Source organism: Jatrophihabitans sp. (assembly GCF_035474675.1).
Classification (GTDB): Bacteria; Actinomycetota; Actinomycetes; order Mycobacteriales; family Jatrophihabitantaceae; genus Jatrophihabitans_A.
Genome location: NZ_DATINC010000070.1, coordinates 1 through 18623, shown reverse-complemented (window position 1 = coordinate 18623; position 18623 = coordinate 1). Strand labels below are relative to the sequence as shown.

Sequence of the window (18623 nt, the reverse complement as noted above, 5' to 3'; positions counted from 1 at the left end):
GAGGTCAGGGCAGCAGGTCGTGCAGCACGATGGACTGCTCGCGGCCGGGGCCCACGCCGATCACCGAGATCCGGGCGCCGGACATCTCCTCCAGGGCCCGGACGTAGGCCTGGCAGTTGGCCGGCAGGTCAGCCATCGTCCGGGCGTGGGAGATGTCGTCGTCCCAGCCGGGAAAGGTCTCGTACACCGGCACGGCCCTGCTGAACTCGGCCTGGGTCATCGGCATGTCGGCATGCCGGACGCCGTCGATCTCGTACGCGACGCACACCGGCACCTCCGGCATGCCGGTGAGGATGTCCAGCTTGGTCAGCACGAAGTCGGTGACGCCATTGATCCGGGCGGCGTAGCGGGCCACCGGGGCGTCGTACCAGCCGGTGCGGCGCGGACGTCCGGTGGTGGTGCCGAACTCGGCGCCGGCGTTGCGCAGCTCGTCGCCCTTGGCGTCCAGCAGCTCGGTCGGGAACGGTCCCTCCCCCACCCGGGTGGCGTAGGCCTTCACCACCGCGATCACCCGATCGATCCGGGTCGGCGGGATGCCGCTGCCGGTGCACGCGCCGCCCGCGGTGGCGTTGGAGGAGGTGACGAACGGGTAGCTGCCGTGGTCGACGTCGAGCATGGTGGCCTGGCCGGCCTCCAGCAGCACCGTCTTGCCGTCGTCCAGCGCCTCGTGCAGCAGCAGCGCGGTGTCGGCCACCATCGGCCGCAGCCGCTCGGCGTAGGACAGCAGGAAGTCGATCACCGCCTCCGACTCCAGCGCCCGGCGGTTGTAGATCTTGGCCAGCACCTGGTTCTTGAGGTTCAGGGCGCTCGAGACCTTCTCGCGCAGCCGCACCTCGTCGAACAGGTCCTGCACCCGGATGCCGATCCGGTTCATCTTGTCCGCGTAGGTGGGGCCGATGCCGCGCCCGGTGGTGCCGATCTTGCGGCTGCCGGCGAACCGCTCGGTGACCTTGTCGATCGTGGTGTTGTACGGCGGGATGATGTGCGCTCCCGCGCTCACCACCAGCCTGTCGGCCGAGCGGCCCCGCGCCTGCAGCGCCTCGATCTCGCCGAACAGCACCTCCAGGTCGATCACCACGCCGTTGCCGATCACCGGCACGCAGTTCTCGCTCAGGATGCCGGACGGCAGCAGGTGCAGGGCGAACTTCTCGCCGTCGATCACGATGGTGTGCCCGGCGTTGTTGCCGCCGTTGAACTTCACCACGTAGTCGACCCGGCTGCCCAGCAGATCGGTGGCCTTGCCCTTGCCTTCGTCGCCCCACTGAGCGCCAATCAGAACGATCGCGGGCATGTAGCGGACTCCTGACTTTCGGCCGAAATGGGCTGCTCTGCGGCGGGGCACGATCGCCGAGCCTGGGTTCTCGTGCAATCTAGCTGCCGCACCTGCCGACACCACGCCAGCGGGAAGGGTACCCACCGTGCACCTGGTGCAACTCACCATCGGCCGGCAACCGCCGGTCGAGGGCCTGGATAACCTGTCGGACCGGCACACCGCCACCGACGCCGCCGACGTGGACGCCGCGTTGGCGGCGCTGGAGGTGCGCGCCGAGGGCCTGGTGGCCGACTCGGTCCGGCTGGTGCTGGACACCGACCTCGCCGGACTGAACCTGGCACTGCACCGGCTGCTGCGCCGCGGGCTGCTGGAGACGCTGGAGACCGCCGTGCTGGTCCGCCGGCCGGTGCCCTACCTGTCCCGGCTCGGGCTGCCCGCGGACATGGCCGGACAGCTGCGGGTGGCCACGCTGGCGCCGGCCCGGCTGGTCGGGGTGGTCAAGGACGACTCCGGCGGCGTCTGCGTCGACTCGGCCAGCCTGGCGCCGTGGCCCGACCCGCCGGACGGCACGCCCGGCTCCCGGTGGTGGCTGCGCGCGGTGGTGGACGACCAGCGGCTGGCCGACGGCGCGGCGCGCGGGCTGCGGGTACGCCGGCTCGGCCCGTCCGAGCTGGAGGCCACCGTGCAGCTGGGCCGGCTGCGCCGCCGGAGCTACCGGGGACGGTCGCTGCAGCTGGCCTGCGACCCGGCACTGATCGTCGCCGACGGGCTGCCCCGGGAGCGGCCGCGCGGCAAGCGCACCTTCTGGTCCGAGCCGAAGCTGTGGTGGCTGGCGCTGCCCGGCAGCTGACCGGCCCGGTGTTCCTCGACGGTTATCCACAGCTGGTCACCGGCGCTGTCGGTTCCAGGCGGTCCTGTCGGTCCGGGGCAATAGAGTCGGGGGCATGAGCATTGACCCCCGGCTGGCACCGTCCCTGACCGGGCCGCCGCAGTTCCAGCCGTCGCTGAGCCGGCAGACCCGGGCCACCGGGGCGCCGATCGCGGTGCTGGTCGTACTGGCCGCCCTGGCCGCGGGCCTGCTGCTGGCCGTGGGAGCGGAGCATCCGGTCGGGCTGATCGTCGCGGTGCCGCTGACCGCGTTGTCGATGGCGGTGGTGCTGGCCTGTTACTTCTGGCTGGACCGGTGGGAACCCGAGCCCAGCCGGCTGCTGCTGCTGGCCTTCCTGTGGGGCGCCAGCGTGGCGGTGGTGGCCAGCCTGGTGCTGGAACTGGCCGGCAACGCGGTGCTCGGCAGCGGCGCGGTGCTCGTCCTGGTGGGCCCGGCCGTCGAGGAGGCGGCCAAGGGCGCGTTCCTGCTGGTGATGCTCACCGGCGCCCGCCGGCGGGAGTTCGACGGGGTGGTCGACGGCCTGGTCTACGCCGGGTTCGCCGCGGTCGGCTTCGCCTTCGTCGAGGACATCGGCTACGTCGCGGAGAGCTTCAACCAGGGCACCGAGACCGGCGTGGTCACCGTGGTGCTGCGGCTGGTGCTGGCCCCGTTCGCGCACCCGCTGTTCACCTCGATGACCGGCCTGGGCGTGGGGCTGGCGGTGAGCCGGCCGCAGTACCCGGCCCGCTGGCGTTACCCGCTGGCCGGCTACCTGGCCGCGGTGGCCCTGCACGCGCTGTGGAACGGCTCGCTGACCTTCGGCCTGGGCGGGTACCTGCTGGTCTACGTGGTGATCATGATCCCGGCCTTCCTGGCGGCGATCCTGATCGCCCGCTACCACCGGCGCCGGGAGCGCGACGTGGTGCGCCGGCAGCTGCCGGAGCTGGTGTACTTCCGGCTGATCACGCCCGCCGAGGCCGGCTGGCTGGACAGCATCGCCGCCCGACGGGCTTGGCTGCGCGCGGTGACGGCCCGCTCTGGCAAGCCCGCGGCCCGGGCGCTGCGCACCTTCCAGGCGGCGGCCACCGAGCTCGCCTTCCTGCGCGATCGGGTGCAGCGCGGCGTCGGGCCGGCCGACGCCTACGCCCTGCACGCAGAGCTGGTGCAGGCGCTGCGGGTCAGCCGGGCCCGGGCCACCCAGCCGCTGGCCGAGCACGCCGGGTCGGCTCCGCCGGTCGGCCCGTCCCGGCCGGCGTCGCTGTCGGGCCGATGAGCCGGCGGATGTTCGTGGCGGTGCTGCCGCCACCGGAGGTGGTCGCCGACCTCGCCGACTACGTCGAGCCGCGGGCCGAGCGTGACAGCCCGCTGCGCTGGTCGCCACAGCAGAACTGGCACCTGACGCTGGCCTTCATGGCCGCGGTGGCCGACCGCGACCTCGACGAGCTGGTCGAGCAACTGGCCGGGCTGGCCGGGCGCCGGGACCGGTTCGAGCTGCGGTTGCAGGGCGCCGGCAGCTTTCCCAACCCGGCGCGGGGCAAGCTGCTCTGGACCGGGGTGGCCGGTGAGGTCGACCAGCTGGAACGGCTGTCGACCGGCAGCCGGACGGCGGCGGTCCGTGCCGGAGTCGCGGTGGACGGCGCGAAGTTCCGGCCGCACCTCACCCTCGCCCGGTCCAACCGGCCGGTGGAGATGACCCGGTGGCTGCGGGTCTTCGACCTGTACGCCGGGCCCAGCTGGCAGGTCAGCGAGATCGCGCTGGTGCAGTCCCAGCTCGCTCCCGGCGGCTCGCGCTACCAGGTGGCCGAGGTGTTCCCGCTCGGCGCGGGAGTGCCGGAACAGGCCGGCTGAGATGGCCGGCCCGGTGGCAGTCGCAGCCCCGTCGGCGTCGGTGGCGGCTTGTAGGCTCGCGCCGTGACCAGCACCGATGCGGCCGGAACGAGCACCGACCCGGCCCGGCGCCGCACCGATCCGTCGGGGACCGGCATCGATCCGTCCGGACGCGGTACCGGCCCGCTCATCGAGGCCGTCGGGCTGACCAAGCGGTTCGGCGACTTCGACGCCGTCGCCGGGGTGGACTTCTCGGTGGCCCGGGGCGAGTCGTTCGGCTTCCTCGGTCCGAACGGTGCCGGCAAGTCCTCCACCATGCGGATGGTCGGCGCGGTCTCACCGGCCACCGGGGGCCGGCTGCGGGTGCTGGGAATGGACCCGGCGGTCGAGGGCCCGGTGATCCGGTCCCGGCTCGGCGTGGTGCCGCAGCAGGACAACCTCGACCTGGAACTGACCGTCTGGGAGAACCTCTACATCTACGGCCGGTACTTCGGCATTCCCAAGCGGGCGCTGCGGCCCAAGATCGAGGAGTTGCTGGACTTCGCCCAGCTGTCCGACCGAGCCCGGGACAAGGTCGAGCCGCTGTCCGGCGGCATGAAGCGCCGGCTGACCATCGCCCGGTCGCTGATCAACGACCCGGAGATCCTGCTGCTGGACGAGCCGACCACCGGGCTGGACCCGCAGGCCCGGCACATCCTGTGGGACCGGCTGTACCGGCTCAAGCACCAGGGCGTCACCCTGGTGCTGACCACCCACTACATGGACGAGGCCGAGCAGCTGTGCGACCGGCTGGTGGTGATGGACCACGGCCGGATCGTGGCCGAGGGCTCACCGGCCCGGCTGATCACCGAGCACGTCAGCCGCGAGGTCGCCGAGCTGCGCTTCGGCATCGACGAGAACGAGGCCCGCGCCGACCAGGTGGCCGACCTCGCCGAGCGGGTCGAGGTGCTGGCCGACCGGCTGCTGCTCTACGTCTCCGACGGCGAGGACGTGCTGCGCAAGGTGCACGAGCGCGGCCTGCAGCCGGTGTCGAGCCTGGTGCGCCGGGCCAGCCTGGAGGACGTGTTCCTGCGGCTGACGGGACGAAGCCTTGTCGACTGACGCTCCGGCGGCCAGCCTGCCGGTGGCCGGCCGGCACACCGCCACCCGGCAGCTGGTGAACCCGCGCGGCGGCGGGCTGACCGCCCTGTTCGAGTACTCGCTGATCACGGCCCGGCGCTACTTCAAGGTCTCGGCCGTCGCACAGCTCGGAGCGCCGGTGCTCTACCTGCTCTCGCTGGGCATCGGGCTGGGCAGCATCGTCAACGCCCGCTCCGGCGCCCAGAGCCTGGGCACCTCCTACCTCAGCTTCCTGGCCCCGGCACTGATCGCCGCAACCGCGCTGCAGGTGGCGGTGGGTGAGTCGACGTACCCGATCCTGTTCGGCGGCTTCAAGTTCCAGCGGATCTACTTCGGAATGAACGCCACCCCGTTGACGGCCCAGCAGATCGCCGGCGGCGTGCTCGCCTGGATCGCGACCCGGGCGACGTTCTCGGCCACCCTGTACCTGGCGGTGGTGGCCTGCTTCGGTGGCATCCGCAGCCCCGGGGCGCTGCTGTGCGTGCCCATCGCCACCCTGGGCGCGATGGCCCTGGCTGCTCCGATCGCGGTCTACTCGGCCAGCGTCGAGACCGAGCGCGGCGGCTTCGCGGCGATCTTCCGGTTCCTGGTCATGCCGATGTTCCTGTTCTCGGGCACCTTCTACCCGGTCAGCACGCTGCCGGAGTGGGGCCAGGCGCTGGCCTGGCTGTCGCCGCTCTGGCACGCCACCGAGCTGGCCCGGTGGACCTCGCTCGGCTCGCTGCACCTCAGCTCTGGGGTCGGCCAGGTCGGCGCCCCCGCCCTGCTCGGACACCTGGTGTTCCTGACCGCGCTGACGGTCGCCGGGGTGTTGCTGACCGGCTGGCGGTTCCGGGTGAGGTTGAGCCGATGAGCCGGCTCGGGCTGGCCGACCCGCCGGCACCGGTCGAGAGCGGGTCCCCGGCACGGCGCGGCCTGCTGTTGCGGGTGCTGCCGCCGAGCATCTACGCCGGTCGCGCCACCGTGCTGATGGAACGCTCCGCCCGGGTCTACCGCCGGGCCTGGCTGATCATCGTCTCCGGCTTCTTCGAGCCGCTGTTCTACCTGCTGTCCTTCGGCACCGGCCTCGGCACCCTGGTCGGCGGGGTGACCGGCCCGCACGGCCAGCCGCTGACCTACGCCCAGTACATCGCCCCGGCCCTGCTGGCCTCCTCGGCGATGAACGGGGCGCTGAACGACTCGATGATGAACGTGTTCTTCAAGCTCCGGTACGCCAAGCTCTACGACGGGATGCTGGCCACCTCGCTGGCCCCGATGGACATCGCGCTCGGCGAGATGAGCTGGGCACTGACCCGCGGCGGGATGTACTCGGTCGCGTTCGTGCTGGTGATGCTGGCGATGGGGCTGATCCTGTCGCCGTGGGCGCTGCTGCTGGTGCCTGCGGCACTGCTGATCGGCTTCGGCTTCGCCGCCCTCGGTATGGCGGTGACCACCTTCGTGCGCAACTGGCAGGACATCGAGGTGGTGACCCTGCTCATCCTGCCGATGTTTCTGTTCTCTGGAACCTTCTACAGCCTCACCACCTACCCGGTCTGGCTGCGGCTGGTGGTGCAGTGCCTGCCGCTGCACCACGGGATCGCCGTGATGCGGGCGTTGACCTACGGCACTATCAACGCCGGGCTGGCGCTGCACCTGCTGTACTTCGCCGCGATGGCCGCGGTCGGGCTGTGGGTGACCACCCGACGGCTCGGCACCCTGCTGATGACCTGAGCGAGGCGGACACCCGAGCAGGGCTGATGACTTGAGCGGGGCTGATGACGTGAGCAGCACCGGTACCCGAACGGACTGGCGGGACTGAGCCGGGCCTGACCCGGCCCGGCTCCTTCGTAGTAACCGGCCACGGTACCGCCGCGGGCCGCTACCGGAGCAGGAGCAGGACCAGGATGCAGGTGGCCAGCGAGCCGGCGATGATCCCGAAGAAAGCCCGGCCCTTGCCGTGCAGGTTCGGCTTCCGCTCGATCTCGCGCAGGCCCAGGATGCCGGCGCCGATCGCCAACGGCCCGAAGACCAGCAGCAGCGAGAAGATGCCGAGGTAGCCGGCCGCGATCGCCCAGCGCGACCGGCCGACCGGGAGCACCCAGCGCAGGGCCGGATCGTCACCCAGCTTGCGCGGACGGAAGTAAAGCTCGAACGGGGCCAGCGTGTGCACGGGCGCCGCCGCCGGCATCCCGGGCCGCCAGTACAGGTCGTTCGGGTTGACCCGCCCCTGGGAGGCGAGGTTCACCAGGTACGGCTCCGGATACTCGCCCATCGGCTGCCCATCGGACACCACATGCCACATAGCTGCCGTCACCGGGCCGCCCTTCGTCGATTCCGGGAGTCCGATCGGCACGGCAGAACCGAATCTGACCGGAATTCGCCTGGCGCCCAGGCGAAGAGCGCCCGTCCTGCGGGGACAGGTGGGAAGACGGCGCTTCCTACCCCAGCGCGTCGGCCGCGGCCGGATCGCAGTCGGACAGGAAGGCAGTACAGCGGGCCGCCTCGTCGGCCTCGGAGATGGCGGCGGCCGCCACGGCCAGGGCGTGCAGCGCCCGCAGGAACCCCTGGTTGGGTTCGTGCGACCACGGCACCGGTCCGGTGCCCCGCCAGCCGGCCCGGCGCAGCGCGTCCAGGCCGCGGTGGTAGCCGGTGCGGGCGTAGGCGTAGGCCTCGATGGTGGCGCCACGGCCCAACGCCTGCTCGGCCAGCGCCGCCCAGGCGGCCGAGGACGCCGGGTGCGCGGTGGCCACCGCCACCGGATCCGCGCCGGACGCGAGTTCCGCGGTGGCCGGGTCCACGGGCAGCAGGGTGCGCGGGTTGAGCAGGTCCATCTACGACCCGCTGATTGCCTGGCCGGCGGACTGCAGGTCCTCGCAGGCCCGCACCACCCGCGCCGCCATGCCCGCCTCGGCGGCCTTGAGGTAGGAACGCGGGTCGTAGGCCTTCTTGTTGCCCACCTCGCCGTCGACCTTGAGCACCCCGTCGTAGTTGGTGAACATGTGCCCGGCGACCGGCCGGGTGAAGGCGTACTGGGTGTCGGTGTCGACGTTCATCTTCACTACGCCGTAAGAGACCGCCTCACGGATCTCCTCCAGCGAGGACCCCGAGCCGCCGTGGAAGACCAGGTCGAACGGCTTGGCGTCCTCGGGCAGGCCCAGCTTGCGCGCGGCGACCTGCTGGCCGCCCTTGAGCACGATCGGGCGCAGCTTGACGTTGCCGGGCTTGTACACCCCGTGCACGTTGCCGAACGTCGCCGCCAGCAGGTAGCGGCCGTGCTCCCCGGCGCCCAGCGCCTCCAGGGTGGCGGCATAGTCCTCGTCGCTGGTGTAGAGCTTGTCGTTGATCTCGTTGGCGACGCCGTCCTCCTCGCCACCCACCACGCCGATCTCGACCTCGAGCACGATCCGGGCCTCGGCGGTCAGCTTCAGCAGCTCGGCGGCGATCTGCAGGTTCTCCTCCAGCGGCACCGCGGAGCCGTCCCACATGTGCGAGCCGAACAGCGGGTTCTTGCCGGCCCGCACCCGCTCGGCCGAGATGGCCAGCAGCGGCCGGACGTAGCCGTCCAACTTGTCCTTGGGGCAGTGGTCGGTGTGCAGCGCCACGTTCACCGGGTACTTGGCGGCCACCACGTGCGCGAACTCGGCCAGCGCCACCGCGCCGGTCACCATGTCCTTGACGCCGGTGCCGGAGCCGAACTCCGCGCCGCCGGTGGAGAACTGGATGATGCCGTCGCTGCCCGCGTCGGCGAAGCCCTTCAGCGCCGCGTTGATGGTCTCGGAGGAGGTGCAGTTGATCGCCGGGTAGGCGAAACCGCCCGCCTTGGCGCGGTCGAGCATCTCGTTGTAGATCTCGGGGGTGGCGATGGGCATCGGGATCTCCCTCGATTCACGCGGGCCGGAACTCTCGCAGCCGGCCCGCGCCGGTGCGGGTGCTGCCTGGCCAAAGTATTCCACTGCGCTGGGGGCGAACATCCATTGCCTGCCCGGATGCTCGTCTGGTCGGCTGGCGCGATGGAGATCTTGGTATTCGGGGGAACGGTGTTCCTCTCCCGCGCGGTCGCCGAGCTCGGCGTCGCCCGCGGCCACAATGTGACCACCTTCAACCGCGGCTCGTCCGGGCCGCCGGTGGACGGCGCCCGGACGATCACCGGTGACCGGACCGACCCGGACGACCTGGCGGCGCTGGCCGGCACCAGCTACGACCTGGTCTTCGACACCGGCTACCTGCCCGAGGTGGTCCGGACGAGCGCCGAGCTGCTGGCGCCGAGCGCCGGCCACTACGCCTTCACCTCCTCGATCAACGCCTACTCCGGCTGGCCGCAGGCGGACTACCAGCAACAGGGCAGCTACGACGGCGACCCGGACGCGGTCGGCGAGCAGGTGCCCGACGACCTGCCCGAGGGCGGCGAGTACGGCTGGCGCAAGGTGGGCGCCGAGCGCGCCGTGCTGCGGGCCTTCGGCGAGGACCGCTGCTCGCTGCTGCGGGCCGGGCTGATCGTCGGCCCGAACGACCGGGTCGGCCGGCTGCCGTGGTGGCTGCACCGGGTGGCCCGGGGCGGGCCGACGCTGGCCCCCGGTGCGCCCTCCGACGAGCTGCGGCTGATCGACGCCCGCGACATCGCCGAGTTCGCGCTGCAGCTGGCGGCCGGCACCTTCGAGGTCACCGGACCGGCCCACCAGATCAGCCGCGGCCAGCTGCTCGCCGAGGCCCGCGAGATCACCGCCTCGGACGCCGAGTTCGTCTGGGTGGGCGACAACTACCTCGCGCAGGCCGGCGTCGCGGGCTGGACCGAGCTGCCGCTGTGGATACCGGCGGCCGAGGCGCCGGGCCTGTGGGCCTCCGACACCACCCCCGCCGAGGCCGCGGGGCTGGCCTGCCGGCCGGTCCGGGACACCCTGCTCGACACCTGGGACTGGATGCGGAGCATCCCCGGCGGCTGGCAACCCGCGGAGCGGACGCCGGGCCTGGCGCCGGAGCGGGAGCAGGAGCTGCTGGCCGGCTGGCGGGGTTAACGGTTACCAGGGTCAACGGCCGACCGGACTAACGGCTGGCAGGGGTCAACGGCTGACCGGACTAACGGCTGACCGGACTAACGGCCGATCGGACTAACGGCTGCCGGGTTGGCGCTCCAGCGCTGGCCGGCGACCGTGCCGGAACTGCCGGTGGCCGGCCCCGCCGCGGTGCTGACCACCGAGGGGCCGGCCTGCGGGTGCGGAAGGTAACTGCCGTACAGGGCCGCCGCGCAGGCGGTGGCGACGGCGGCGAGGGCCGCCCGGATCCGGCCGGTGTGGGCTGCTGCGGTGCTGGTCATGGCACCACCCTGCGCGCCGTCCCTGCGGCGCGGCTTCGAGGTTGCTGTAGACCTGCTGTGCGAGCGCCGAAGGACCGGCCGGGTGGCCGGAACCCCCATCGGCCGTCCGTACCCTTGCCGGTATGACCCGTGACCTGGCGACCCAGCTGCTGGCCAACCCGATCTCGCCGAAGCACCTGCTCGGCAGCTACGGGCTGATCGGGCTGCTGGTCATCCTGTTCGCCGAGTGCGGCCTGCTGGTGGGCTTCTTCCTGCCCGGCGACACCCTGCTGTTCTCCGCCGGCCTGCTGATCGCCATCAACGATCCCTCGATCGACCTGCCGGGCCTGCCGGTGATGCTGGTCGCGCTGCCGATCGCGGCGGTCGCCGGCAACCTGGTCGGCTACTGGATCGGCTACCAAGCCGGTCCCAAGGTCTTCGACCGGCCGAAGTCCCGGCTGTTCAAACCCTCCTACGTCACCCGCTCGCAGGCCTTCTTCGACCGGTTCGGCCGGGCGACGGTGATCCTGGCCCGGTTCGTGCCGGTGGTCCGGACGGTGGCCACCGTGATGGCCGGGGTGGGCAAGATGCGGTTCTCGGTCTACGCGCTGTACTCGGTGATCGGCGGCATCCTGTGGACCGACGGCATCCTGCTGCTCGGCCGGGCGCTCGGCCACGTGAAGTTCGTCCGCGACACGGTGGCGCCGAAGATCGACCTGATCCTGGTCACCGTGGTGGTGCTCTCGCTGCTGCCGACCGCCGTGCACTGGTGGCGCAGCCGGCCCAGCAAGGTGCGCGACTGACCGGGCCGATACCGGGCCAACCGGGCAACGGTCGGGTCACGATCGCCGTCTGACGTCCGGCCCGCGCTGCCCCGACGAGCCGGCCGCAGGCTAGTGTGGCGCTCGTGAGAGCCAGATGAGCGCACCGGCCACGGGCAGCCCCCTGGTCGTCCTGTCGGGCGTCAACAAGCACTTCGGGCAGCTGCACGTACTCAAGGACGTCGACCTCAGCATCGACCGCGGCGAGGTGGTGGTCGTCATCGGCCCGTCCGGCTCGGGCAAGTCGACGCTGTGCCGGACCATCAACCGGCTCGAGACCATCGACTCCGGCACCATCACCATCGACGGCAAGCCGCTGCCGGCCGAGGGCAAGGAGCTGGCCCAGCTGCGCGCCAAGGTCGGCATGGTGTTCCAGTCGTTCAACCTGTTCGCCCACAAGACGGTGATCGAGAACGTGCTGCTCGGCCCGGTCAAGGTCAAGGGCGTCAAGCGGTCCGCCGCCGAGGCTCGCGGCCGGGAGCTGCTGGACCGGGTCGGCATCGGCAACCAGGCCGACAAGTACCCCGCGCAGCTGTCCGGCGGCCAGCAGCAGCGGGTCGCCATCGCCCGGGCGCTGGCCATGGACCCGATGGTGATGCTCTTCGACGAGCCGACCTCGGCGCTGGACCCGGAGATGATCAACGAGGTGCTCGACGTGATGACCTCGCTGGCCGAGAGCGGCATGACGATGGTGGTGGTCACCCACGAGATGGGCTTCGCCCGGCGGGCGGCCCACCGGGTGGTGTTCATGGACGACGGCCGGATCATCGAGCAGGCCCCGCCGGAGTCCTTCTTCACCTCGCCCGAGTCCGCGCGTACCCAGGATTTCCTGTCCAAGATCCTCAGTCACTGACGCCCTTGAAGATCTACTGCGTCCCGAACAGGTAAGGACCTCACAATGCGTCCCCTCTCCCTGATCTCCGCCCTCCCGGCCGTCGCGCTGGTCCTCGGCCTGACCGCGTGCGGCAGCGACAAGAACGACGACACCATCGTCCCGCCGGTCGCCAAGCCGAGCTTCGCGGCCGGTACCCGGATGGCCGACCTTGCCGCGGCCGGCAAGATCACCGTCGGCACCAAGTTCGACCAGCCGCTGTTCGGGCTCAAGGGCCTGTCCGGCAAGCCGGAGGGCTTCGACGTCGAGATCGCCAAGATCATCGCCGCCAAGCTGGGCATCGCCGAGGACAAGATCAGCTTCGTCGAGTCGGTGTCGGCCAACCGCGAGCCGTTCCTGCAGCAGAAGAAGGTCGACATGGTGGTGGCCACGTACACCATCAACGACAAGCGCGACAAGGTGGTGGACTTCGCCGGGCCGTACTTCGTTGCCGGCCAGGACATCCTGGTCGCCAAGGGCAACCCCAAGAACATCACCGGCCCCGAGTCGCTCAAGGGCAAGAAGACCTGCTCGGTGAGCGGGTCCACGCCGGCCGCCACCGTGCAGGACAAGTACGGCCTGACCACCAGTGACCTGGTGCTGGTCGACGCCTACTCCAAGTGCCGGGACGCGCTGGCCAACGGCCAGGTGGACGCGGTCACCACCGACAACGTGATCCTGTCCGGCTACGTCAGCGAGGCGCCGGACAAGTTCGAGCTGCTCGGCAAGACCTTCACCTCCGAGCCGTACGGGATCGGCATCCCCGAGGGCCAGGAGCCGTTCTGCGACTGGATCAACCAGACGCTGAAGGACGCGGTCGCCGACGGCAGCTACGAGAAGGCCTTCAAGGCAACCGCCGGCAAGGTGATCGACACCGTGCCCACGCTGCCCGAGCCACGCGGCTGCAGCAACTGACCGGACCTCGCTGACCGGACTCGAGCGCGATGAAGGACGTCCTCGACAACCTCGACGTGTTCTACCGAGGATTCCGGACGACGGTCTCGCTGACGCTGCTCGCGGCGATCGGGGCGCTGGTGCTGGGCACCCTGATCGCCGCGATGCGGGTCTCGCCGGTGCCGCCGTTGCGCTGGGCAGCGGCCGGCTACGTCCGGCTGGTCCGCAACACCCCGCTGACGGTGGTGTTCTTCCTGGTGGTCTTCGGGCTGCCCGAGGTGGACATCAAGCTGCCGTTCTTCCGCTTCGCGGTGCTGGCACTGACCATCTACACCGCGGCGTTCGTGGCCGAGGCGGTGCGCTCGGGCATCAACTCGGTGCCGCCCGGCCAGGCCGAGGCGTCCCGGTCGATCGGGATGACCTTCTCCCAGACGTTGCGCCTGGTGGTGCTGCCCCAGGCCTTCGCCAACATCGTGCCGCCGCTGGCCAGCGTGTTCATCGCGCTGCTGAAGAACACCTCGATCGCCTCGGCGTTCTTCGTCTTCGAGGGCGTGCAGTCGATGAACCAGCTGATCAACGCCCACGGTGACGCGGTGATCTCGATCATCGCCGCGGCCGCGCTGGCCTACCTGGTGCTGGCGCTGATCAGCGCCTTCCTGTTCAGCCTGCTCGAGCGCGCCGTGTCGGCGGGCCGATGAGCACCCCGGTCCTCTACGACGTCCAGGGCCCGCGGGCCCGGCGGCGGGTGCTGATCGCCAGCATCGTCGGCGGCCTGGTGCTGCTGGCGGTGCTGGGGCTGGCCGCCCGCCGGCTGGCCGTCAACGAACAGTTCGACTACGACAAGTACAAGCCGTTCTTCACCGAGCCGCAGCTGTACGAGCGGCTGTGGGACGGGCTGAAGAACACCCTGCACGCCGCGCTGCTGGCGATGGGGCTGGCCGCGGTGCTGGGCGTGCTGCTGGCCTTCGGCCGGCTGTCACGACAGTGGTGGCTCCGGGTGCCGGCGGTCGCGGTCATCGAGTTCTTCCGCGGCGTCCCGCTGCTGCTGCTGATCTTCGCGCTGTTCCTGGCCTGGCCGCGGGTGGTGCACACCAACCTGCCCGCGCTCTGGGCGCTGGTGCTGGCCCTCACCCTGTACAACGGCGCGGTGATCGCCGAGATCGTCCGGGCCGGGGTGCTGTCCATCCCGAAGGGCCAGACCGAGGCGGCCTACGCGATCGGCCTGAGCCGCGGCCAGACGCTGCGGATGGTGCTGCTGCCGCAGGCGGTCCGGGTGATGCTGCCGGCGCTGATCAGCCAGCTGGTGGTGCTGCTCAAGGACACCTCGCTGGGCTTCGTGATCGGCTACGCCGAGCTGCTGCGCACCGGCGGGCAGCTGGTCCAGGTGCTGCGCAATCCGCTGCAGCTCTATCTCGCCGTGGCGGTGATCTACATCGTGATCAACTCGCTGCTGTCGGGGCTGGCCAGCTACGTCGAGGGACGCCAGCGCCGCCGCACCAGTGGCCGGACGCCGGTGCGGACCGCCCAGGTGGAGACCGGGCTGGGCACGCTGTAGCGGCTGCCGGTGGCGGGCATCCGGTAGCGGCGCCGTGGGGCGGCGCACCCGGTAGCGGCGCCGTCGTAGAGTCGACAGGGTGACTCTTCCGGTGCTGTCGGCCGTGCGCGAACGGCTGGGATCGGCGTTGTTCGAGCAGGTGGCCGGCAGCCGCGGCCCGCAGCGCCGGGAACGGATCCACCAGGCCACCGGCCCGCGCTGGTTCGACGCCAGCCGGCCGATCTGGCAGGTGCACAGCGACGCGGCGATGTTCGTCGGCGGGCTGCGCGCGCTGCTGCTGCAGTCGCTGCACCCGCTGGCGATGGCCGGGGTGGCCGCGCACTCCGGCTACCGCGGCGATCCGTGGGGACGGCTGCACCGCACCAGCCACTTCCTGGCGGTGACCACCTTCGGCGTCGAGGCCGATGCCCTGGAGATGATCGCCCGGATCCGGGCCATCCACGACCGGGTGCAGGGCACCGCGCCGGACGGCCGCCACTACGCCGCCTCCGATCCGCACCTGCTGCGCTGGGTGCACCTGGCCGAGGTGGACAGCTTCCTCACCACCTACCAGCGTTACGGCGCGAACCCCCTCGGCCAGGCCGGCCGGGACGGCTACGTCGCCGACAGCGCCCGGGTGGCCGCCGCCCTCGGCGTGCTCGACCCGCCCACCACCGAGGCGCAGGTCCGGGTAGAGCTCGAGGCCTACCGTCCCGAGCTCGCGGGCACCCGGGAAGCCCGGGAAGCGGCCCGGTTCATGCTGCTCACGCCGCCGTTGCCGCTGGCGGCCCGGGCACCGTACGGGGCGCTGGCCGCCGCCGCGGTGGCAAGCCTGCCGCGCTGGGCCCGCTGGCCGTTGCGGCTGCCCTACCTGCCGCTGGCCGAGGCCACCGTGGTGCGGCTGGCCGGCGAGGGACTGGTCCGCGGCATCCGCTGGGTGCTGACACCGACCCCGGACGCCGCCTGACAGCTCGGAGCAACCGCCAGCCCGACCCGGCTCCGGCGCTGCCCGACGAGCTACTTGCCGTTCACCTTGCCGGCCTGCTCGCAGGCCTTGCGGATGGTGGGGTCGTCCGGCTGGACGTGCACGCCGAAGAAGGTCGCCTCGCACCGCTTGCCGGCATCGGCGACCGCGTCGGCCACCCGGCCGCGTTGCTGGTAGACCACCACCGCCAGCACGATGGCGACCACCAGCACGATCACCCGGGTGACCATCTTGGTGACGAGGCGGGCCAGCAGCAGGCCGAGCAGGATGATGACCACGATGGCACCCAGGCCAACGTTCTGCACCTGGCTGCTGTCGAGCGCGTGGAGCACCGGAGCGGGGGCAGCTGAGCTCATGGTCGGTCACGGTAGTCCAGCCGCTGGCTAAACTCGCGGACAGACACCCGGCTGCTCGGCGGCCGGCAGACCGGCCAGCCCCCTGCCGGCAGACAGCTCAGGAGATCAGCCACGTGAGCACCCCAGAACGAGCGCTTGCCAACCCCCCGGACCTCCGGCGGGGGGTGTTGCGGATCGTCGCGCTCGGCGGCATCGGCGAGATCGGCCGCAACATGACGATGTTCGAAAGCCGCTCGCCCGCCGTGCCCGGTGCCGGCCAGCCGGCTGCCGCGCCCGGCCGGACGGCGGGCGGCTCCCGGCTGCTGGTGGTGGACTGCGGGATGCTGCTGGGCAAGACCAACGCGCCCGGGGTTGACCTGGGCCTGCCGGACTGGTCGGCCTACGCCGACCGGCTGGACGACATCGACGCGATCGTGCTGACCCACGGGCACGAGGACCACATCGGCGCGCTGCCCTACCTGCTGCGCTCGCGGCCCGACATCCCGCTGATCGGCTCCCGGCTGACGCTGGCCCTGGTGGCCGCCAAGCTCGAGCAGCACCGGCTGCGGCCAGACCTGCGGATCGTCCGGGAAGGCGACCGGCTCACCGTCGGCGAGTGGGACCTGCAGTTCTACGCGGTCAACCACTCGATCCCGGACGCGCTCGCGGTGGCGGTGCGCACCTCCAGCGGCACCGTGCTGCACACCGGCGACTTCAAGATGGACCAGACCCCGCTGGACGGCCGGCTCACCGACCTGCCCGGCTTCTCCCGGCTCGGCGACGAGGGGGTGGACCTGCTGCTGGCCGACTCCACCAACGCCGAGGTGCCCGGCTTCATCCCCAGCGAGCGCGAGGTCGGCAAGGTGGTCGCCGACGTGATCACCCGGGCGACCGGGCGGATCATCGTGGCCTGCTTCGCCAGCCACGTGCACCGGGTGCAGCAGGTGCTCGACGCCGCCGTGGAGTCCGAACGGCACGTCGCGCTGGTCGGCCGCTCGATGGTGCGCAACATGCAGATCGCCCGGGACCTGGGGCTGCTGAAGGTGCCCGAGGGCATCCTGGTCGACCTCAACGACGCCGAGCAGCTGCCGTCCAGCCGGGTGTTGCTGATCTGCACCGGATCGCAGGGCGAGCCGCTGTCGGCGCTGAGCCGGATGGCCAACCGGGAGCACCCGGTGGTCCGGATCGTGCCCGACGACACCATCCTGCTGGCGTCCTCGCTGATCCCGGGCAACGAGAACTCGGTGTTCACGGTGATCAACGGGCTGTCCCGGCTGGGTGCGACGGTGGTGCACAAGTCCACCGCGCTGGTGCACGTGTCCGGTCACGCGCCAGCCGGCGAGCTGCGCTACCTGCTGCACGCGGTGCGGCCGAAGAACCTGATGCCGGTGCACGGCGAGTGGCGCCACCTGCGGGCGCACGCCGCCATCGCGCAGTCGGCCGGCCTGGCCGACGAGCACGTCCTGCTGGCCGAGAACGGGGTGGTTGTCGACCTCGACCGCGGCAACGCCGGGATCGTGGGGCAGATCGAGATCGGCAACGTCTACGTCGACGGCCTGCAGGTGGGCGACATCGGCGACGCGGTGATCCGGCAACGCCAGATCCTCGGCGACGAGGGCTTCGTCTCGATCCTGGTCGCGGTGGACCTGCGGGCCGCCAAGGTGGTCTACGGGCCCGAGGTCACCGCCAAGGGCTTCACCGACGACCCCGAGGCACTGGACCCGATCCGGCTGGAGCTGATCACCACCGTGGAGCAGGCGCTGGCCGACGGGGTGCGCGACGCCGACGCGCTGGAGCACATCCTGCGCCGGACCGTCGGGCGCTGGGTGGACAAGACCTTCCGGCGCCGGCCGATGCTGATGCCGACCGTGATCGAGGTATGACCTTCATGAGCCTGATGGGAACGCCGGTCCGGCCGGGCCGGATCTCGCCGATGCGCGGCACGCCGGCCGGCATCGTCCCGCCGGAGTACGTCGACAACGCCGGCCGTCCCACCGGGGCGCCGTGGGACCGGGACGACCCGCCGGTGAAGGACGCCGAGACGGTACGGCGGATGCGGGCCGCCGGCCGGATCGCCGCACTTGCCCGCGACGAGGTGGGCCGGCACGTGGCGCCCGGCGTCACCACCGACGAGCTGGACCGGATCGGGCACGAGTTCCTGCTCGACCACGGGGCGTTCCCGTCCACCCTGGGCTACAAGGGCTTTCCGAAGTCGCTGTGCTCGTCGGTGAACGAGGTGGTCTGCCACGGCATCCCGGACGACCGGCCGCTGGCCGACGGCGACGCGGTCAAGATCGACGTCACCGCCTACGTCGACGGGGTGCACGGCGACACCTGCGCGACGTTCTTCGCCGGCGAGCCGCGCGAGGAGGTGCGGCTGCTGTCCGAGCGCACCCGGGAGGCGATGCTGCGCGGGGTCAAGGCCGCCCGGCCGGGCCGGCCGTTCAGCGTCATCGGCCGGGTGATCGAGTCCTACGCCAAGCGGTTCGGCTACGGCGTGATCCGCGACTTCACCGGCCACGGGGTGGGCTACTCCTTCCACACCAAGCCCACCATCTTCGCCTACGACGAGCCGCGGGCCTCGGGCCTGATCGAGGCCGGCATGACCTTCACCGTCGAGCCGATGCTGACCCTGGGCGGCAACGCCTGGGAAATGTGGGACGACGGCTGGACGGTGGTCACCCGGGACCGGTCCTGGGTGGCTCAGTGGGAGCACACCCTGCACATCACCGAGGACGGCGCGGAGATCCTCACCCTGGCCGGCTGAACCCGAACCCGGTGCAGGCGGCCCGCCTATACTGCGTCGATCACGTTGTCGATCACGTTT

21 protein-coding genes are annotated in these 18623 nt (G+C 71.5%); 15 read left to right on the top strand and 6 right to left on the bottom strand.

The window, feature by feature from the left end:
• Positions 1–4: 4 nt before the first annotated feature.
• On the bottom strand, positions 5–1291 hold the full coding sequence (locus VLJ82_RS08535) for an adenylosuccinate synthase (protein ID WP_408662911.1): 1287 nt from the start codon (positions 1289–1291) through the stop codon (positions 5–7).
• A gap of 127 nt (positions 1292–1418) precedes the next feature.
• Between VLJ82_RS08535 and VLJ82_RS08530 the strand changes: the two genes are divergently transcribed.
• From VLJ82_RS08530 to VLJ82_RS08505, 6 genes are all read left to right on the top strand, one after another.
• Complete coding sequence (locus VLJ82_RS08530; RefSeq protein WP_408662910.1) at positions 1419–2123, top strand: hypothetical protein; 705 nt, start codon at positions 1419–1421, stop codon at positions 2121–2123.
• 94 nt (positions 2124–2217) lie between these two features.
• The gene (locus VLJ82_RS08525; RefSeq protein WP_408662909.1) at positions 2218–3414 is read left to right on the top strand and encodes a PrsW family intramembrane metalloprotease; all 1197 of its coding nucleotides are present in this window, start codon (positions 2218–2220) and stop codon (positions 3412–3414) included.
• The gene (thpR, locus tag VLJ82_RS08520; protein WP_408662908.1) at positions 3411–3989 is read left to right on the top strand and encodes an RNA 2',3'-cyclic phosphodiesterase; all 579 of its coding nucleotides are present in this window, start codon (positions 3411–3413) and stop codon (positions 3987–3989) included. The genes VLJ82_RS08525 and thpR overlap by 4 nt, the downstream gene beginning before the upstream one ends.
• 135 nt (positions 3990–4124) lie before the next feature.
• Positions 4125–5069: an ABC transporter ATP-binding protein gene (locus VLJ82_RS08515; protein WP_408662922.1), complete on the top strand. Its 945-nt coding sequence runs from the start codon at positions 4125–4127 to the stop codon at positions 5067–5069.
• On the top strand, positions 5059–5940 hold the full coding sequence (locus tag VLJ82_RS08510) for an ABC transporter permease (RefSeq protein ID WP_408662907.1): 882 nt from the start codon (positions 5059–5061) through the stop codon (positions 5938–5940). The genes VLJ82_RS08515 and VLJ82_RS08510 overlap by 11 nt, the downstream gene beginning before the upstream one ends.
• Entirely contained in the window at positions 5937–6797 is an 861-nt protein-coding gene (locus VLJ82_RS08505; protein WP_408662906.1) for an ABC transporter permease, read from the top strand. Before VLJ82_RS08510 ends, VLJ82_RS08505 begins: the two co-directional genes overlap by 4 nt.
• A 148-nt stretch (positions 6798–6945) precedes the next feature.
• On the opposite strand, the gene VLJ82_RS08500 is transcribed toward VLJ82_RS08505, so the two are convergent.
• The 3 genes from VLJ82_RS08500 to fbaA form a co-directional block, all read right to left on the bottom strand.
• Positions 6946–7419: a DUF4190 domain-containing protein gene (locus VLJ82_RS08500; RefSeq protein ID WP_408662905.1), complete on the bottom strand. Its 474-nt coding sequence runs from the start codon at positions 7417–7419 to the stop codon at positions 6946–6948.
• A gap of 85 nt (positions 7420–7504) precedes the next feature.
• The gene (locus VLJ82_RS08495; protein WP_408662904.1) at positions 7505–7897 is read right to left on the bottom strand and encodes a DUF3151 domain-containing protein; all 393 of its coding nucleotides are present in this window, start codon (positions 7895–7897) and stop codon (positions 7505–7507) included.
• A complete protein-coding gene (gene fbaA / locus VLJ82_RS08490; protein WP_408662903.1) occupies positions 7898–8935 on the bottom strand; it encodes a class II fructose-bisphosphate aldolase in 1038 nt (345 codons plus the stop codon).
• A gap of 141 nt (positions 8936–9076) precedes the next feature.
• Between fbaA and VLJ82_RS08485 the strand changes: the two genes are divergently transcribed.
• On the top strand, positions 9077–10078 hold the full coding sequence (locus VLJ82_RS08485; protein ID WP_408662902.1) for an NAD-dependent epimerase/dehydratase family protein: 1002 nt from the start codon (positions 9077–9079) through the stop codon (positions 10076–10078).
• A gap of 77 nt (positions 10079–10155) precedes the next feature.
• Here the strand turns inward: VLJ82_RS08485 and VLJ82_RS08480 are convergent, their stop codons facing one another.
• Entirely contained in the window at positions 10156–10377 is a 222-nt protein-coding gene (locus tag VLJ82_RS08480) for a hypothetical protein (protein ID WP_408662901.1), read from the bottom strand.
• A gap of 122 nt (positions 10378–10499) precedes the next feature.
• On the opposite strand from VLJ82_RS08480, the gene VLJ82_RS08475 reads away from it, so the two are divergent.
• The 6 genes from VLJ82_RS08475 to VLJ82_RS08450 all read left to right on the top strand — a co-directional run bounded on the left by VLJ82_RS08475 (position 10500) and on the right by VLJ82_RS08450 (position 15443).
• A complete protein-coding gene (locus VLJ82_RS08475; protein WP_408662900.1) occupies positions 10500–11159 on the top strand; it encodes a DedA family protein in 660 nt (219 codons plus the stop codon).
• 115 nt (positions 11160–11274) lie between these two features.
• Complete coding sequence (locus VLJ82_RS08470; RefSeq protein WP_408662899.1) at positions 11275–12030, top strand: amino acid ABC transporter ATP-binding protein; 756 nt, start codon at positions 11275–11277, stop codon at positions 12028–12030.
• A 45-nt stretch (positions 12031–12075) separates the two neighbouring features.
• The gene (locus tag VLJ82_RS08465; protein WP_408662898.1) at positions 12076–12963 is read left to right on the top strand and encodes a glutamate ABC transporter substrate-binding protein; all 888 of its coding nucleotides are present in this window, start codon (positions 12076–12078) and stop codon (positions 12961–12963) included.
• Positions 12964–12992: 29 nt separating this feature from the next.
• Positions 12993–13640 carry an amino acid ABC transporter permease gene (locus VLJ82_RS08460; protein WP_408662897.1) on the top strand — a complete coding sequence of 216 codons (648 nt, stop codon included), beginning with the start codon at positions 12993–12995 and terminating at the stop codon, positions 13638–13640.
• Entirely contained in the window at positions 13637–14497 is an 861-nt protein-coding gene (locus VLJ82_RS08455; RefSeq protein WP_408662896.1) for an amino acid ABC transporter permease, read from the top strand. Before VLJ82_RS08460 ends, VLJ82_RS08455 begins: the two co-directional genes overlap by 4 nt.
• Positions 14498–14576: 79 nt before the next feature.
• Positions 14577–15443, top strand: a complete 867-nt coding sequence (locus VLJ82_RS08450) for an oxygenase MpaB family protein (RefSeq protein WP_408662895.1) — start codon at positions 14577–14579, stop codon at positions 15441–15443.
• Between the two features lie 50 nt (positions 15444–15493).
• Here the strand turns inward: VLJ82_RS08450 and VLJ82_RS08445 are convergent, their stop codons facing one another.
• Positions 15494–15817, bottom strand: a complete 324-nt coding sequence (locus VLJ82_RS08445; protein WP_408662894.1) for a hypothetical protein — start codon at positions 15815–15817, stop codon at positions 15494–15496.
• Positions 15818–15930: 113 nt separating this feature from the next.
• On the opposite strand from VLJ82_RS08445, the gene VLJ82_RS08440 reads away from it, so the two are divergent.
• Positions 15931–17679 carry a ribonuclease J gene (locus VLJ82_RS08440; protein ID WP_408662893.1) on the top strand — a complete coding sequence of 583 codons (1749 nt, stop codon included), beginning with the start codon at positions 15931–15933 and terminating at the stop codon, positions 17677–17679.
• Between the two features lie 14 nt (positions 17680–17693).
• Entirely contained in the window at positions 17694–18563 is an 870-nt protein-coding gene (gene map / locus VLJ82_RS08435; RefSeq protein ID WP_408662921.1) for a type I methionyl aminopeptidase, read from the top strand.
• The last annotated feature ends 60 nt before the right edge of the window (positions 18564–18623 follow it).

Coding starts and splice junctions, on each gene's coding strand:
- VLJ82_RS08445 (WP_408662894.1), bottom strand. CDS start 15,817: ATGAGCTCAGCTGCCCCCGCTCCGGTGCTCCACGCGCTCGACAGCAGC.
- VLJ82_RS08485 (WP_408662902.1), top strand. CDS start 9,077: ATGGAGATCTTGGTATTCGGGGGAACGGTGTTCCTCTCCCGCGCGGTC.
- VLJ82_RS08470 (WP_408662899.1), top strand. CDS start 11,275: ATGAGCGCACCGGCCACGGGCAGCCCCCTGGTCGTCCTGTCGGGCGTC.
- VLJ82_RS08525 (WP_408662909.1), top strand. CDS start 2,218: ATGAGCATTGACCCCCGGCTGGCACCGTCCCTGACCGGGCCGCCGCAG.
- VLJ82_RS08455 (WP_408662896.1), top strand. CDS start 13,637: ATGAGCACCCCGGTCCTCTACGACGTCCAGGGCCCGCGGGCCCGGCGG.
- fbaA (WP_408662903.1), bottom strand. CDS start 8,935: ATGCCCATCGCCACCCCCGAGATCTACAACGAGATGCTCGACCGCGCC.
- VLJ82_RS08495 (WP_408662904.1), bottom strand. CDS start 7,897: ATGGACCTGCTCAACCCGCGCACCCTGCTGCCCGTGGACCCGGCCACC.
- VLJ82_RS08535 (WP_408662911.1), bottom strand. CDS start 1,291: ATGCCCGCGATCGTTCTGATTGGCGCTCAGTGGGGCGACGAAGGCAAG.
- VLJ82_RS08480 (WP_408662901.1), bottom strand. CDS start 10,377: ATGACCAGCACCGCAGCAGCCCACACCGGCCGGATCCGGGCGGCCCTC.
- VLJ82_RS08465 (WP_408662898.1), top strand. CDS start 12,076: ATGCGTCCCCTCTCCCTGATCTCCGCCCTCCCGGCCGTCGCGCTGGTC.
- VLJ82_RS08475 (WP_408662900.1), top strand. CDS start 10,500: ATGACCCGTGACCTGGCGACCCAGCTGCTGGCCAACCCGATCTCGCCG.
- VLJ82_RS08460 (WP_408662897.1), top strand. CDS start 12,993: ATGAAGGACGTCCTCGACAACCTCGACGTGTTCTACCGAGGATTCCGG.
- VLJ82_RS08505 (WP_408662906.1), top strand. CDS start 5,937: ATGAGCCGGCTCGGGCTGGCCGACCCGCCGGCACCGGTCGAGAGCGGG.
- map (WP_408662921.1), top strand. CDS start 17,694: ATGGGAACGCCGGTCCGGCCGGGCCGGATCTCGCCGATGCGCGGCACG.
- thpR (WP_408662908.1), top strand. CDS start 3,411: ATGAGCCGGCGGATGTTCGTGGCGGTGCTGCCGCCACCGGAGGTGGTC.